14 protein-coding genes, 1 other RNA gene and 1 pseudogene are annotated in these 15,934 nt (G+C 56.4%); 7 read left to right on the top strand and 9 right to left on the bottom strand.

The features are described 5' to 3' along the window. Positions 1-34 precede the first annotated feature (34 nt). Positions 35-1,309 carry a radical SAM protein gene (locus tag G5253_RS01360; protein ID WP_266133848.1) on the top strand — a complete coding sequence of 425 codons (1,275 nt, stop codon included), beginning with the start codon at positions 35-37 and terminating at the stop codon, positions 1,307-1,309. Positions 1,310-1,334: 25 nt separating this feature from the next. Here G5253_RS01360 and pseC read toward each other — a convergent pair whose 3' ends face one another. The 7 genes and pseudogenes from pseC to suhB form a co-directional block, all read right to left on the bottom strand. After that, positions 1,335-2,471 (bottom strand): UDP-4-amino-4,6-dideoxy-N-acetyl-beta-L-altrosamine transaminase, encoded by a 1,137-nt coding sequence (pseC, locus tag G5253_RS01355; protein WP_266133849.1) that lies wholly within the window; start codon positions 2,469-2,471, stop codon positions 1,335-1,337. Then, entirely contained in the window at positions 2,468-3,472 is a 1,005-nt protein-coding gene (pseB, locus tag G5253_RS01350; RefSeq protein WP_216950542.1) for a UDP-N-acetylglucosamine 4,6-dehydratase (inverting), read from the bottom strand. Before pseB ends, pseC begins: the two co-directional genes overlap by 4 nt. A gap of 159 nt (positions 3,473-3,631) precedes the next feature. Next, complete coding sequence (locus G5253_RS01345) at positions 3,632-4,477, bottom strand: cobalamin-binding protein (RefSeq protein ID WP_266133850.1); 846 nt, start codon at positions 4,475-4,477, stop codon at positions 3,632-3,634. Next, entirely contained in the window at positions 4,470-5,432 is a 963-nt protein-coding gene (locus G5253_RS01340) for a cobalamin biosynthesis protein CobD/CbiB (RefSeq protein WP_266133851.1), read from the bottom strand. Before G5253_RS01340 ends, G5253_RS01345 begins: the two co-directional genes overlap by 8 nt. Then, positions 5,429-6,121, bottom strand: coding sequence for a 5'-methylthioadenosine/S-adenosylhomocysteine nucleosidase (gene mtnN, locus G5253_RS01335; protein WP_040067225.1), 693 nt, complete (start codon positions 6,119-6,121; stop codon positions 5,429-5,431). Before mtnN ends, G5253_RS01340 begins: the two co-directional genes overlap by 4 nt. A gap of 162 nt (positions 6,122-6,283) precedes the next feature. After that, a pseudogene (locus G5253_RS01330) lies at positions 6,284-7,217 on the bottom strand (ZIP family metal transporter). Positions 7,218-7,540: 323 nt separating this feature from the next. Further along, on the bottom strand, positions 7,541-8,344 hold the full coding sequence (suhB, locus tag G5253_RS01325) for an inositol-1-monophosphatase (RefSeq protein ID WP_021230872.1): 804 nt from the start codon (positions 8,342-8,344) through the stop codon (positions 7,541-7,543). 199 nt (positions 8,345-8,543) lie between these two features. On the opposite strand from suhB, the gene G5253_RS01320 reads away from it, so the two are divergent. From G5253_RS01320 to emrD, 3 genes are all read left to right on the top strand, one after another. Then, the gene (locus G5253_RS01320) at positions 8,544-8,999 is read left to right on the top strand and encodes a hypothetical protein (protein WP_266133852.1); all 456 of its coding nucleotides are present in this window, start codon (positions 8,544-8,546) and stop codon (positions 8,997-8,999) included. Positions 9,000-9,167: 168 nt separating this feature from the next. Further along, positions 9,168-9,830, top strand: coding sequence for a glutathione S-transferase family protein (locus tag G5253_RS01315; protein WP_266133853.1), 663 nt, complete (start codon positions 9,168-9,170; stop codon positions 9,828-9,830). 261 nt (positions 9,831-10,091) lie between these two features. Continuing rightward, complete coding sequence (gene emrD / locus G5253_RS01310) at positions 10,092-11,288, top strand: multidrug efflux MFS transporter EmrD (RefSeq protein ID WP_266133854.1); 1,197 nt, start codon at positions 10,092-10,094, stop codon at positions 11,286-11,288. A 194-nt stretch (positions 11,289-11,482) separates the two neighbouring features. On the opposite strand, the gene ssrS is transcribed toward emrD, so the two are convergent. Next, positions 11,483-11,664, bottom strand: a non-coding RNA gene (ssrS, locus tag G5253_RS01305) — 6S RNA. Positions 11,665-11,680: 16 nt separating this feature from the next. Next, a complete protein-coding gene (zapA, locus tag G5253_RS01300; protein ID WP_005333910.1) occupies positions 11,681-12,013 on the bottom strand; it encodes a cell division protein ZapA in 333 nt (110 codons plus the stop codon). A gap of 173 nt (positions 12,014-12,186) precedes the next feature. Here zapA and G5253_RS01295 point away from each other — a divergent pair, with 173 nt between their 5' ends. The 3 genes from G5253_RS01295 (at position 12,187) to G5253_RS01285 (ending at position 15,548) form a co-directional block, all read left to right on the top strand. Continuing rightward, positions 12,187-12,756 (top strand): UPF0149 family protein, encoded by a 570-nt coding sequence (locus G5253_RS01295; protein ID WP_005346580.1) that lies wholly within the window; start codon positions 12,187-12,189, stop codon positions 12,754-12,756. Positions 12,757-12,933: 177 nt separating this feature from the next. After that, on the top strand, positions 12,934-14,157 hold the full coding sequence (ubiH, locus tag G5253_RS01290) for a 2-octaprenyl-6-methoxyphenyl hydroxylase (RefSeq protein ID WP_266133855.1): 1,224 nt from the start codon (positions 12,934-12,936) through the stop codon (positions 14,155-14,157). Positions 14,158-14,279: 122 nt separating this feature from the next. Then, positions 14,280-15,548, top strand: coding sequence for an FAD-dependent 2-octaprenylphenol hydroxylase (locus G5253_RS01285; RefSeq protein WP_266133998.1), 1,269 nt, complete (start codon positions 14,280-14,282; stop codon positions 15,546-15,548). Positions 15,549-15,934 lie beyond the last annotated feature (386 nt).

The raw sequence follows: 15,934 nt of genomic DNA, 5'->3' as shown, positions 1-15,934 counted from the left end.
CACTACAACATCAGATATAAAATACAGGAGCTATATGTATAAAAGAATTTATTTCGACATTTCTGGGGTTTGTAATGCACACTGTCGATATTGTGTAAGTGGTAAAGATTCAATATCTGGCTCTGAACATCGTAAACAGGGAAAGTTTATCGATATTGAGACCTTTTCTGGGGCCATCACTCATATGCTGAGCAAAAAAATAATTGCTCCTGACTGTGAGGTTATTCTATATAGCTGGGGGGAGCCATTCTTACACAAAGATCTAAAAATGATAATAGATATATTAAATCGCAATGAGCTATTTTATAGCCTCAGTACTAATGCATCTATATGTATATCATTTAATGAGGAACAGATATCTCGTCTAAAAAATATAACCTTTTCAATGCCTGGCTTTAGTCAGGACTCATACGATAGGATTCATGGTTTCAAATTTGACAGGATCAAAAATAATATCTCTGATATGGTTTTATCTCTTCGTTCTAGTCGCTATACAGGCCCCATAAATCTTGCTTATCATATATACAAGTTTAATCTGCATGAAATAAGCTTGGCAGCAAATTTTGCAAAGGAAGTTTGCATAAATTTCGTTCCGTCACTTGCATATTTAAATGGTTACAACATGTTTCGCCACTTTCTGACAAAGGCTATGAAACCTAACCAAATTGAGGTGATTTCGACGGAAGTTTTCACAGAACATCTGGGGAAGATGCAGCGACAAAGACCTACCGATTATATTTGCCCACAATTCGAACGACTTTCGATCGATGAAAGCTGCAATGTACTTATGTGTTGCGGGATGGAAAAAACATGTGGCGATAGGGGACTCGTTGGTGATTTATTTAAGATGGATTTCAACGACATCCAAGAACGAAAGAGAGAGATGACCATTTGTGATGAATGTACATCCCTTGCTATTGATTATATAGGCCATAATGCGATTGGCATTGTTGATTTCCTCAGGCTGTATGGCGAGTTGTTCAGCATTGTTGATTACGATAGCAACGAGAAACAGATGGGGGGTGATATATATGTGTATGGGACGGGTGAAACTGCTGATGCTTTATTTGGCTCATTCTTGAATAATAAATTGTTTAATGTGAACGGTGTAATTCATGGGCAGTCTGTAGAAAAAAATATATTTTTTAGAGGTCATAAAGTTGAAAGTATTGATGTGCTAAAACACAATCCAAGTCAAAAAATATTAATAGCTTCATTGTCATCCAAGTCAATTGATGAGATATATCATATGCTTCGTCGTGAATTTAAAATAACTAACCCTATTATAAAATTCGAAATCAACATATAGTTCTCATATTTGGATGGCATTCGACTTATTTGGATATGATATTTTCCAAATGGTATATGACCTTCTCCTGTTGCTTGGTCAAACCTGGATAGAGAGGGATTGATATACTTTGTTGATAGAATATTTCGGATGTTGGGTGTTTTTTGATTATCATATGGTGAAATGGTTGAGAATAGATTGGCATGTAGTGCACATTAACTCCGAGTCCTGCAGAACGAAGTTGTTCAAAAAAAACCTTTCGATCATCTGCGGGTATCTTTATTACAAACAGATGCCATGCCGAGAGACGCCCCTCTCGGTTGGCTAGGATCTCAAGCCCCAGGCTAGGCAGTTTGGCCTGATAACGTGCGGCAATGGTGCGGCGCTTGGTCAGAAATTCCTCCAAGCGTACCATCTGGCTCACCCCCAGTGCAGCCTGAATGTCGGTCATGCGGTAGTTGAAGCCGAGCATCTGCTGCTCGTAGTACCAGGGGCCATCCGGTTCATTGATGAAGTCTTCCGGTTCGCGGGTGATGCCATGGCTGCGGAGCATGCGCATCGTCTTGGCGAGCGCAGGGTCGTTGGTCATGGCCATCCCCCCTTCACCGGTGGTGATGATCTTCACCGGGTGGAAGCTGAAAACGGTTATATCGCTGTAGCGACCATTACCGGTTGGTTCATCGTGATAGCGAGCTCCCAAGGCGTGGCAGGCATCTTCGATGATCCGAAAGCCATACTCTTGTCCCAGGCGGCGGATCTCCTGCATGTCGCAGGGGAGGCCGGCAAAGTGCACCGGGATAACGACTTTGGGCAACTTGCCCGCCGCTTTAGCAACAATTAGTTTCTTTTCCAGCTCCAAGGCGCACATGTTGCCGGTATCTGGCTCAATATCGACGAAGTCGACTTGTGCACCGCAGTAGAGAGCACAGTTGGCGGATGCAACAAAGCTGATGGGGGATGTCCAGACCCTGTCGCCGGGGCCGACGCCCAGCGCCAGACAGGCGATATGGAGTGCTGCAGTACCTGAATTGACCGCCACCCCAAATTTAGCTCCGCAGTAATCAGCTACTGTTTGCTCGAAACGGGGGACGACTGGCCCCTGAGTCAGGAAGTCGGACTTGAGAACTTCCACGACAGCATCGATATCTGCCTGGCTGATGGATTGGCGGCCATATGGGATCATTCTGCACTCCCTTTTTGGTTCATTTTCAAAAGCTGTTCAATGGTAAAAAAGTGAGGGTTGCTGCGAGAGTTATATTCAAAGCCCTGCTCTACCATTTTTCCTTTTTCGCCCGCAGCTGTTTTGGAGAAGTCGTTGTTGCGATTATTGAAGTTGATGGTTGGGCCAATCACGAAGAAGTCATCAAACTCGAAGGTGTGATAAGAGTCATCGGCAGGGCACATCACTTCATGGAGCTTCTCTCCCGGGCGAATGCCGATGATCTTGTGTGGCAGGTGAGGGGCCATAGCACTGGCGAGCTCCGTAATTCGGACGGATGGCAACTTGGGAACAAATATTTCCCCCCCCTTCATCCGCCCAAAATTTTCCAGCACGAAATCCACCCCTTGCTGCAAAGTGATCCAGAAACGCGTCATCTCCTCATGGGTGATGGGTAACGCATCTGCTCCCTGGTCAATCAGCTTTTGGAAGAAGGGGACGACAGAGCCGCGAGAACCGACCACGTTACCGTAGCGAACTACGGCAAAACGGGTGGGATCCTGCCCCGCGATGTTGTTTGCTGCCACGAAGAGTTTGTCTGATGCCAGTTTGGTGGCGCCGTAGAGATTGATTGGATTGGCGGCTTTGTCAGTGGAGAGGGCAATAACTTTTTTGACTTGATTGAGCAAAGCGGCCTGGATAACGTTCTCTGCACCATGGATATTGGTTTTAATGCACTCCATGGGGTTGTATTCAGCGGCAGGAACCTGCTTGAGTGCGGCTGCATGAACTACGTAATCCACGCCGCGCATTGCCATGGTAAGGCGGTTGGCGTCTCTGACATCCCCAATGAAATAACGCATGCAGGGGTCGTTGAACTCTTGCTGCATCTCGAACTGCTTCAGCTCGTCGCGAGAATAAATGATAAGGCGTTTGGGTTTATAACGTTCCAGTACTGTTTTGACCAATCGTTGGCCAAACGAGCCGGTGCCACCTGTGATCAGTAGCGTTTTATCGTTGAACATTGTGGGCATCTCGTCATAAAAACAGTAGATGAATCATATGCTAGCAAATAAAGTACCAGTTTTTTTGGCAAAGAGTGTGATCCATTCACACAAAAACAGTTCTAAAGATTTGGTTGCTACCCAGAACACTTCAGGTCGATCCTCATCATTAGTGATGTATCAAGATGTGCTGATGCTTTGCGAGCTTAGCTGGATAGCTTGGCAAATCTGCTCCACCGCATTGAGGGCTCTCGGGGTGAAGCGGTGCAGCTCATCCGAGTTGATCAAATCGAGTCGCTGATGCTGCACCGCGTCGAGATTTGGCCACTTTCGCCAGTGACGCAGGGCGTCAGGATCTTGGCTCCCGGCCAGGATCAGCGTGGGGTTGGCCCTGATCACCTGTTCCATGTCAACTTGAGGATAGGGGGTCTTGGCATTCGCCATGATGTTGATCCCGCCGCAGAGTTCGATGGCCTGCGCAGGCCAGGCGTTGCCGCTCACGCTGGTGAGCGGCGGGTACCAGAGCTGGTAGAACACCTTGACGCCGGTTGGCCTGCCATAGCGCTGTTGCAGGGAATGCAGGCGTGCCAGATAGCGATCGGCGGCTTCGTTGGCACTCGTTTCCACTCCCAGCAATTTGCCGAGAGCCCGCATCTCGGTGGCCAGCGAGGCAAAATCGGTAGGCTCTGAGTAGAAAACCGGGATACCCAGCTGCTCCAACGGGGCCAGCATCCGTGATTGAGCCGAGCGCCAGCCGAGAATGAGATCCGGCTTTTGCGCCAGCAGCGCCTCGACGTTGATGCTGCGATAATTCGCTACCTTTGGTTTGGTTTTGACCTCGGCAGGATAGTCGGAGGCATCGTCGATGGCGACCAGCTTGTCACCGGCTCCGATGTCATAAAGCAGCTCGGTAAGATGTGGCACCACGCTCACCACCCGGTTCGGGGTCGCGGCCTGCAGGACACCGGGCAACCAGGCAAGCAGCACGCAGGGCAGCCAGATCGGCAAGCGCAACACCCTACCCATGAAATAACCCCGCTACCGTGATAATCAGCGCCAGCATCAACCAGCCCCAACCTATTGCTTGCAGAATATTGAGCACCTTGCGCGGTGACTCGCTATCTGGTTCAGCACCAGTGCCGATGACGGGCCAGCGCTGGAGAGTCCCTTGATAGTAGCGAGGGCCACCAACTCGGAATCGGCACTTTTCGGCCAGCAGAGTGAGCAGCATCCCCATGGCGGGATAGGGCCAGAGCGCGCCACTGCGCAGCAGCTGTGCGGCCTGTTTGAGACGGCTTGCCAGCAGTGGCAGCGCCAGCAGCAAAATGACGGAGGCATTGAGCCCCTGATAGAGGGCGCTGGCGGCGCGACCAAAGTGTTCGAAGGCGGGATCTTTGCGACTCCAGCTCTGATTCATCAGCTGCACCAGCCGCCAGAGCAGGGCGCCCTGTACGCCAGCCAGAGCAAATCCCAGCAGCGGGCCAGCCCATTGGCCGACCAGACGCAGGGCGCAGCTCTCCGTCACCGCTTTGGCGAGCCCCATGGCAGAGAGTTTGCCGGTTTCCCGTTTGAGCCAGGGGGCAGACTGCAATCTTGCCAGCGGCAGGGTCTCCTGGGTGGCGAGCGAGCGAGTGGCATGGGCGAGTTCGCGCAGTGGACGGGATTCGAGCATCAGCAGCAGGAACAGCAGGTCGAAGAGCGGCTCGCTCAGGGCCAGATTGCGCAGCGACCAGAGCCCGGCAGCGCAGGGGAGCCAGACTACCAGCATCGCCAGCATACCTGCTTGCAGCTGCTGGCGTGGCGTGCCATCGGCTCTGTGCACCTTGTGACCCAGCCGGGTCAGCAGTGGCGTGACGGCCGAAAGACGCAGATGGGATGGCCACGGGATCACCGCCTCCAGCAGAGCAGCACCTACCAGAATGGCCGCCATCGTCGAGAGGAGGGCGTCGGCCATCAAATCAAGCGAGCCGGTCTCGATCACAGCTTGCCGAGCATCTTGATGATCACTTCGGCGGAGTGCTTGCCGGCCACTTCGATAAAGGCATCGAAGGATTCAACCTGTTCCTTGCCAGCGATATCGGACATGGCACGCACCACCAGATAGGGCACCTTGAACATGTGGCACACCTGACCGATCGCTGCACCTTCCATCTCGACCGCCAGCATCTGCGGGAAGTCGGCGCGAGCCTTGGCGATGGCGTCCGGTTTGCACATGAACTGATCGCCGGTGCAGATAAGGCCGACCTTGGTCTGGTGCTTGCCCTGCTCGGCGATGCAATCCTGAGCGACCGCGATGAGTTTCTCGTCGCAGGGGAAGGCGGCGGGTTGCTGCGCCATCTGGCCCATCTCGTAACCAAAGGCGGTCACGTCCACATCGTGGAAACGCATCTCGCTGGCAATCACCACGTCACCGATGTGCAGGTCCTGGGCAAAGCCGCCTGCAGAGCCGGTATTGATGACGCAGTCGGGAGCGAACTTTTCCAGCAGCAGGCTGGTGGCCACGCTGGCGGCGACTTTACCGATGCCGGAGCGGGTCAGGATCACCTCTTTGCCCGCCAGCATCCCTTGATAGAACTCACAGCCGCCCAGTTGCAGGGTGGTGGGGTTGCTCATCTGGCTGCGCAGCAGGGCCACTTCTTGCTCCATGGCGCCGATAATACCTACTTTCATTGCTGACCTCGTCTTGCTAGCCGTGTGGCTGAATTTAAGTTGCTGTAGATCATAACAAAAGATGGCGTCGGCGCCGAGAGGCGCAAGCGAAAGGAGAGATGAAGTGCAGCGCTCCATATGGGAACGCCGCAGGTGACAAAAAGCATTGATGAGAGAGGGCCTTTAGCCGAGCGCGGTGTCTAGGGTCATCATCAGGGCAAAGCCCGCCATCAGGCCGAGGGTGGCATAGGTCTGGTGACCGTTGCGGTGAGTCTCCGGGGATCACCTCGTGCGAGACTACAAACAGCATGGCGCCGGCGGCGAGCCCAAGTCCGATGGGGTAGGCGATGGCAAGGCCGCTGGAGAGCCCGACCCCGAGCAGGGCGCCAACCGGTTCGAGCAGGCCGCTGGCGATGGCAACCAGCACCGCCACCGAGGGGCGAAAACCGGCGGCGCACATGGCCAGCGCCACCGCCAATCCTTCCGGAATATCCTGCAGTGCGATGGCAGTGGTAAGCGGCAGCCCCACCGACATATCCCCCTGCGAGAAGCTCACCCCGATGGCCATCCCCTCCGGCAGGTTGTGCAGGGCGATGGCAAAGACGAACAGCCAGACCCGGGAGCAGCTCTCATGGCCGGGGCCGCAGGGGCCGGTTTTGTCATGCTCGTGCGGGGTGAACTGATCCAGCCCCAGCATTAACAGCACCCCGAGGGTCATGCCGACCACCACCACGGCGGCGGCGCTAAAGCCGTTGCCGGTAATCCCCTCGGCGGCCTCCAGCCCCGGCAGCAGCAGGGAGAAGGCACTGGCGGCCAGCATCATGCCGGCGGCAAAGCCCAGCATGGTGTCCTCTACCTTTTGCGGTACCGAGCGCAGTAACAGGGTGGGCAGGGCGCCGATAGCGGTGGCGGCAAACCCGGCGGCACCACCGATAAGGCCGTAGCGCACGCCGCTGGTCACTTCGCCGGTAGCGAGCATGATGAGACTCTGCAACAGCAGCAACAAGACGGCTGCCAGCGCGATAAAGAGGCCGAGAGCGGTGAGCGGGCGGCTTTGCATCTGGCTACGCAGCTGCTGTGACCATGATAACGGGGGGAGAGCAGAGAGATGGTCCATAGCATGACCTCGAGTGTGTAAAGTGGATGGTGGCATTACATCGATTTCGGCCGCCCCTTGTCCATGTCTGCAGGGCGATTGCCACTATCTGAAAATCTGGAAAGAGTTTATCCAGGCAACCACATGGGGACTCTTATCGGTAGCCAAAGGCGGGGGGCAAGAGGGGTTGTCTGCAAATGACTGAGGTGGATGTGGGGTGGCAAGTGGGGGATGCATCGCGAACTCTTTTAAATCAGCTGTAGATGTCTGCCTTGGTGTTCGGATAACAGATACAAGAAAACCGGCTTGCGCCGGTTTTGTTATCTGTCTGCTCGAAGGCTGGCTTATTTCGCCAGAGACTCCGGCAGCTCTTCACGGATCTTGCCGAGCATCTCTTTCAGGACGCGCGGGTTGGCAACCACGATGTTGCCGGAGTTTTCGTAGTTGTGACCACCGACGAAGTCGGTGACGATGGCGCCAGCTTCTTTGGCCAGCAGTTCACCGGCAGCGGTGTCCCAGGGCTTGAGGCCGATTTCCCAGAAACCGTCGACACGACCGGCAGCCACGTAGGCCAGATCCAGTGCGGCAGAGCCGGAGCGACGGATGTCGGCACATTCGATGAACATGCTCTGGAACATCTTCAGGTAAGGCTCGATGTGATGCTTCTGCTTGAACGGGAAACCGGTCGCCAGCACGGTGCCTGCCAGCTCTTTGGCTTTGCCGACACGAATGCGGTAGCCGTTCAGCTGGGCGCCGCTACCACGGGTAGCAGTAAACAGTTCGTCACGGATGGGATCGTAAACAACGGCTTGTTCGGTTTTGCCTTTCACGCGCAGGGCGATGGAGACGGCAAAGTGCGGAATGCCTTTGACCAGGTTGGTCGTGCCATCCAGTGGGTCAATGATCCATTGGTAGTCCGGATTGGTACCGGCAATCTCACCAGACTCTTCAGCAACAATGCTGTGCTCTGGGTAAGATTTTTTGATGGTGTGAATGATGGCCGCTTCGGCTTCACGGTCAACGTTGGTCACGAAGTCATTGCTGCCTTTTTGGATAGCCTCAATGTTCTCGGGCTGGGAGAAGGCTTTTACTACAACTTGACCGGCGTTGCGCGCAGCGCGCACGGCGATATTCAGCATCGGATGCATAGGTTCACCACTGGATGTTAAAGAACGGGGGATAAAAGGACGCGATATGATACCAGTATTTTGTGCGATGGCAACTGTTATCCCCCTACGACCAATTGATTACCACTGCCAGATTTGACGGCTCCAATATAGACCAGATCTGCGCTAGTCTTATCCCAGCAGCCGGATACAGGCTGTCATGAGCATAGGGATGTGAACCATGAATTTGTCATTAGTGAGTCAGAACGTGTCAGCGGCCAGCGAGGGACTGTTGGCCATCTTGCGGTCATCACCCGAGTATGGTGATCACTTTGCCCACATCACTGTGACCCCCCTTGCCCAGTGGCAACCGGCCAAGACGGAGGCGGCGATCCTGCTGATCGACGGCGATGCGCCCTGGCAGGATGCCGGATTTGCTCGGGGAGAGGATGAGACGATCGGTTTGCCGGTCTTGCCGTTGCTGATCCGCAAGGGAGACAAGGAGCTGACGGTCTGTGGGCCGGATGTGCGTGACCCCCGTTTCTATTTTGTCTCAAACGGCATCGTGCTGGATGAGTCTGAGCTGGCCGAGCCTGCCTGCAGCCGGGTGCTGCTGCGCAAACTGGAGTCTTACTTCCCGTTGCTTTCCCGCCTGATCATGCTGCGCCAGCGCAAGCCGGTCGCCATGCTCAACTAGCATTTACCATTGCCAGAGCGCACTAGCGGCGCACCGTAGCCTTGTTTGGCCAGCGGTGCGTCGCTTTTTAATGGTCTGGAGCCGGTCACTTGTTGCAAGATGAGGCGGCTATGGTGTTGCCCCCTGTTCCAACCGTGCAATCTGGCTATGACCAACAAGGAGTGAATCATGATCGACTTTTACACCGCCGCGACCCCCAATGGTTTCAAAGTGGCGATCGCCCTCGAAGAGCTGGGTTTGCCCTATCGGGTCATTCCTCTCGATCTCTCAGCACTGGATCAGAAGAAGCCCGAGTTTCTCGCCATCAACCCAAATGGCCGTATTCCGGCTATCGTCGATCGGGATAATGACGATTTTGCCGTATTCGAGTCGGGCGCCATCCTCATCTATCTGGCGGAGAAAGCAGGCAAATTGTTGCCGGCCGATCCCAAACACCGCTCTCAGGCTATCCAGTGGCTGATGTTCCAGATGGGTGGGGTAGGGCCCATGATGGGGCAGGCCAACGTCTTCTATCGCTACTTTCCCGAGAAGATCCCCGCCGCCATCGAACGCTATCAGAAAGAGGGGCGCCGTCTATTCGAGGTGCTCGACAGCCATCTGGCCCATCACGAATATCTGGCGGACGAGTACAGCATCGCCGATATTGCCACCTGGCCCTGGGTGCGTATTTATGACTGGAGCGGCATCTCCATCGAGGGATTGCCCCATCTGCAAGCCTGGATGGATCGCATGGCAGAGAAACCTGCCTGCCAGAAGGGGATCACCATACCGCCACGCAAGGAGCAGCCCGATGAGCTGATCAAGCAGGCGCAGCAGATGGTAACCCGTTGATTTTTAACTGCTGAATGGGCGTAAAGCTCCGTAATATTAGAAAAACTAAGGCAAGCCGATTATAAAGATTCGTTCGTTTTCTGTGAGCTGAATCACTATGATGCCCCCATACCACCAAGCGTCCTGTGCGGTGGTCTGGCGGGCTCCCCGCCTACTGTTTCCAACACTGTTTTTGATTGCATCACAGCATCTGTGATCGGATTCCTCTGGGCTATTTTGTGCCAGAGGGCGGTAGCATTTTTTCGATTTTTTGGGACTGATATGGATCGGCACAGTTTTTATCCGTTGTTTTTACTGACCATTCTGATGGTCGCTGTGGGCCAGATGACCCAGACCCTCTATGTCCCCTCCATTCCCATGATGGCGGAGGATTTCAATGTGGCCTCGGGCCAGTTGCAGGCGGTGATGGCCTGTTACCTGATCCCCTATGGCCTCTCCCAGTTTGTCTACGGGCCGCTGTCGGATCGCATCGGTCGTCGTCCGGTGCTGATCGTCGGCATGATGGTATTTCTGGTAGGAACCTTGATCATTCAGGTCATCCCCCATTTTGCCGCCCTGCTGGTGGGCAGCTTTATTCAGGGGCTGGGTACCGGTGCCGGTGGCGCCATGAGCCGTACCGTGATGCGGGATCGCTACAATGGCGCCGAGCTCAACCGCGCCAACAGTCTGGTCAGCATGGGGGTGATCTTCTCCCCGCTGCTGGCACCGGTACTGGGGGGATGGCTGACTGAGCTGTTCAACTGGCGTGCCGGTTACTGGTTCCTGTTCGGTTTTGGTGCCGTAGCCACTCTGGCGATCATGGCCTGGTTTGGTGAAACTCTGCCTGCTGCTGCCCGTCAGCCACTGCGCGTCGGTGCTGCCTATCGCCACGTGCTGGGCAACCCCAAGTTTCAGGGCAACCTGCTTTGCCTGATGGCGACCTTTGCCGGTTTGGCAGTGTTCGAGGCTGCGGCCGGTGTGCTGCTGGGCGATGTGCTGAAACTGAGCGCCCGTACCGTGAGCGTGCTGTTCGTGCTGCCGCTGCCCGGCTATCTGTTCGGGGCCTGGCTCTCTGCCAAGCTGAGCTTTCGTTTGACTCAGGGCAAGCTGATGCGTCTGGGGATCGCCTTTCTGGCGCTCGGCTCCCTCATTATTCTGGTGCCGGGGCTGTTCGGGGTGGTGAGTGCCGCCTCGCTGGTTGGTGGTGCGGCTGTCTACTTCATCGGTAGCGGTATTCTCTACCCGACCGCCACCTCCTGCGCCATCGAGCCCTTCCCGGGTCAGGCCGGCACCGCGGGGGCCATTCTCGGCGGGATGCAGAATCTGGGTGCCGGTGTGGTGACCCTGCTGGCCGCCGGTTTCCCGATGACCGGTCAGGTGACTCTGGGTGCCATCATGACCCTGATGGTGCTGATCGTGGCGCTGAGTTTTGTCTGGCTGCGTCACTACGGCTCGCCTCACGAGCAGATGGCCATCTAAATTTGCTTGCCTGCTGCAAAACAAAGCCCGCCTGTTTGGCGGGCTTTGTCGTTATGGCAGTGTCCGTTTCACACCTTGTCCCATTGGGTTCTCCATTTATTGGGCGAAAGGTGTAAACCATATTCAGGACGGGACAGTTCGTTGATCATCAGGCAAAGAAAAAGCCCGTCACGCTGGTGACGGGCTTTTGCTGTTGGTACCCCGAGATGCCGTTGCCGGTTTGGGCCCTTGAACCGTCGGTTCAAGGCGGGGATCGGATCTGACCGCAGGCTTCTCGGTCGTGCCGAGCATGCGCAATAGCCAGAAGGCAGATCCCCTGTTTGGTATGAATATCGGCTCGGGGACTTGAACCGGCTGACAAACATCCCAGGGAATTTTAAAACGGTTTGCGATTAGGGCTGCTGCCCCTCTTCGCTGGAATCACCATATTGTCCGTGCTCGATCAGGGCCGCTTCGATGGTGCGCTGCAGCATCTTGATCCGCTTGTCCATGGTCTCAGAGTATTGGTGGTTCTTCTCTTTTTCAAGGCAGAGCTCATGACAGAAATTGAGCGCCGCCATGATAGCCAATTGCTCGTTGCTGGAGACTTTGGAGCGTTGACGCAGGTCGATCAACTTGTCGGTCAGCTGCTCGGCGGCCTGGCGCAGGGCATCCTGCTGTCCCAAGGGACAGGATACCTTGTAGGGACGTCCCAAAATGACGATTTCTACGGCCTCTGTGCTCATGCCTTCCTCAATACGGCGGAGCTGATTTCCGCCTTTATCCACGTGGACAACTGGGCGGGACTATATAGCGCAGATGCATAAGTTTCAAGGCCTTGCTGGCTCTGCAAGAGGGAGAATGCTAGGATCCTGACCATTAATTCTGCAAATTTGACTGAACTTTGAGCGGATCCTCGATGAGCAAAACGAACCCCCTTAAATATGCGGCAGTGGCCGACATCATGGAACAACATGAGCTGATGGCCAGCGCAGTAGAGGCCCATGGTGTGATCTGCGGTCTGGTGTGCGGCGGTGTGGCACTAGACGACAAGAGTTGGGTGCCCCATTTCAACGATCTGGTGAACGACGGTTTCGGCCTGCCGGCCCCGGTGCGCCAGGTGATGACCGATCTTTATCACAATGTAGTCGAGAGCCTGATGGCCCAGAAGGGCGTCGAGCTGCTACTGCCAAGTGATGATGCTCCCCTCGATGAGCGCATCGATTCGCTGGTGGACTGGTCACAGGCATTTCTGGCCGGTTTTGGCGTGGTGCAGCAGGAGCTCTCCCGCGCATCGGAAGAGCTGCAGGAGATGATCCAGGATATCGCCAGCATCACTCAGGTATCCGCCGAGTTCGATCAGGAAGATGACGAGAACGAAGCCTCCTTCCTGGTGCTCTACGAACACGTCAAACTGGGGGTCATGATGGCCTTCGAAGAGTTTGGCAAGCGCCCCGATACCCCGAGCGCGCCGCCGACCCTTCATTGAGGTGCGGGTCAACGCGACCCTTACTGAATCTGCAAGAGCGCCTGATGGCGCTCTTTTTTATTTCCTTGTGGTGGCTAACCCTGTGAGGCGCAACCGGTTTTTTGCCGGTGGCCTCGCATTCGGCCAGCGGCTTTGTGATAGCATGAGGCCACCTTTTTCACTTCTTCCTCTCTGCTTATGTCTCAATCTGATGTGCGACAGGTCGATGTCACCCTGGTCGGCGGTGGAATGAGCGGTGCCGTGCTGGCCCTCTCGCTGGCAGCCCTGCTTCGATCCGATGGCTCCCCCCTCGAGATCCTGCTGCTGGAGGCAAGCGTCCCCGAACAGCACACCCATTCAGGGTTCGACGCCCGCGCCATTGCGCTCTCGGCCGGTACCTGCGATGCGCTGTTGCGACGCGGACTCTGGCCGCTGTTTGCCCCCCATTGCGCCCCCATTACCCAGATTCATGTCTCGGATCGGGGCCACTTCGGTCAGGCTCGCCTGTCGGCTGCCGAATACGGTCTGCCCGCGCTGGGCCAGGTGATCGAGCTGGCAGCTGCCGGTCATGAACTGCAACGGGCGATGGCGGCCTCGCCCAATATCCGGGTCTGCTGTCCGGCCCGGGTGAGCGAGATTGTGCCCGATGAGGAGAAGGTGACCCTCACCCTTGAGGGCGGTGAACAGATTGAGACCCGCCTGCTGGTGGCAGCAGACGGCGGCAACTCCTTTGTGCGTCAGCACTTCAAGTTGCCGGTGACCCGCCACGACTTTGAACAACACGCCATCATCGCCACGGTCAAAACGGCGCAAGACCCTGAGGGACGCGCCTTCGAGCGTTTTACCGAAGGGGGGCCGCTGGCCCTGCTGCCGATGCAGGAGGGGCTCTCCTCACTGGTGTGGAGCGTCGGGCAGCATGAGGTGGATGAGCTGATGGCCCTCGATGAGGCGGCGTTTCTTGCCCGTCTGCAGCAGGCCTTTGGCTGGCGGCTTGGTCGCTTCGAGCAATGCGGCGTGCGTAACGTCTATCCGCTCATTCTGACCGCCTGCGACTACCCGCTGGCCCAGCGCACCGTGCTGGTCGGTAATGCCGCCCACGCCCTGCACCCGATTGCCGGACAGGGCTTCAACCTCGGGATGCGGGATCTCGACCTGCTTACCGGCGCCGTAGCCAAGGCGTTGGCAGAGGGGGAGGATATCGGCAGCTTCCAGGTACTGAGTGGCTACTGGCAGCAGCGTCAGCGCGATCAGGAGCAGACCGTCTGGCTCACCTCTTCGCTGGCCCAGCTCTTCTCCAATGGTCACGATCCGCTGGTGGCGGGGCGCAATCTGGCGCTCACCCTGATGGGGCGATTCCCGTGCCTCAAGGCGCCGCTTGCCTCGCGCACCCTGGGCTTTGTCGCTGGTGTGTGCGGCAACTAGCCAGCACTTGTTGAGTGGAACCTGTTGACCGCAATTCGTTGAGCAAAACCTATTGAATAAAGAGGTGATGTCTGCGGGCGTCCCCTCGCTGGCCAGCCGGTCAGCCCAGAAAGGATGAGATGATGCAGATGCAAAATGTGGATGTGGTGATTGTCGGTGGCGGCATGGTGGGGTTGGGGCTCGCTGCGGCCCTGAAACATAGCGCCCTCAAGGTGCTGGTGGTGGAGGGACAACTGCCCGACCCGCAGCTGGGGGAGGTGGCCGATAACCGGGTCAGCGCCCTGAGTCTGGCCAGCCAGCAGATCCTGCGCCATGTTGGCGCCTGGGACGGCATTGAAGCGCGTCGCCTGCAGGCCTACGACAAGATGGCGGTGTGGGAGCAGGACAGCTTCGGCCATATCGACTTCGATGCCGCCAGCCTGCGTCAGGCCAATCTCGGCCACATCGTCGAGAATCGGGTGATCCAGCTGGCACTGCTTGAGGCGATTGAAGGTGCCAGCAATATCCAGTTGCTGACCCCCGCCAGAGCCAAGAGCCTGCAGAGCGGCCCGGCGGGCGCCCTGCTGCTCCTTGAAGATGGTCAGGCCATCTCGGCCAAACTGGTGGTAGCCGCCGATGGCGCCCACTCCTGGGTGCGCCGTCAGGCCGATATCCCGCTTACCAGCTGGGATTACGGTCACCACGCGCTGGTGGCGACGGTGCGCTGCGCCGAACCCCATGAAGCTGTTGCTCGCCAGATCTTCACCCCGGATGGCCCGCTCGCCTTTTTGCCGCTGTGGAAGGAGAACCTCTGTTCCATCGTCTGGTCGCTGCCTGCGGCCCGCGCCGAGGCGCTCTGCGCCTGCGATGACGAGCAGTTCAATCGCCAGCTTACCGCCGCCTTCGATGCCCGGCTCGGTCTGTGCAAGGTGGAGGGGGCGCGCAGCGCCATTCCCCTCACTGCCCGCTATGCCCGCGACTTTGCTCGCGAGCGGCTGGTGCTGGTGGGAGATGCCGCCCACACCATCCACCCCCTGGCGGGGCAGGGGGTCAACCTTGGCCTGCTGGATGCTGCCGCGCTGGCGGAGCAGATCTTGCAAAATGATGCCGCGGGTGAGGATATCGGCCTGCTCGCCAACCTGCGCAGCTACGAGCGCTGGCGCAAGAGCGAAGCGGCTCGCATGCTCGCTGCGATGGAGGGGCTCAAGCGGCTGTTCAGCGGGGCCAACCCGCTCAAGAAGCTGGTGCGGGGCGTGGGATTGCGCGCGGCCAATCTGCTGACGCCCTTTAAGGAGGGGGTGATCCGCGCCGCTATGGGGCTGGAGGGCGAGTTGCCCGCATTGGCCCGTCCTGACTGGGCTGTTGCTGCGACCAAGGGCAGTACCATGCAGGCCAAGGGTGAAAAAAACTAATATTACTCGCGTTTTTTGACAACAAAAGTAATCCGACAAGGCTGATGACCCGTTTTGGGTGTCAGCCTTTAATTTTGCTCTGGAGCGAAACGTTTTTCTGCAAATTGTGACGAAACGGTAAAAATCAAAATTTAATCTCGCCTGAGTCGGCTTATAGCTGTTTTTATCACTGCATTTATCTTAGTGTCTGGAGTCAGTTTTACGGGAGGGGATTAGTTTTTTTTGAGCGGCACGCTCGCCTGCTTGTCATATAATCCGCTCCGTTCAAGGAATCCCTCTTGCCTGGCAAGGGCAGGAGCGAGCACACACTTTTGGATCCGGTCGCTTTTTGCTGTACGTAGTGCAGTCAGAGCGGTGGCGCGGGTCGCAAGGGTGGTCGCCAAAGC

The organism is Aeromonas sp. 602658 (assembly GCF_049173005.1).
Classification (GTDB): Bacteria; Pseudomonadota; Gammaproteobacteria; order Enterobacterales; family Aeromonadaceae; genus Aeromonas; species Aeromonas veronii_A.
The sequence above is the reverse complement of the archived record's forward strand: the minus strand, read 5'-3'. Positions and strand labels throughout refer to the sequence as shown.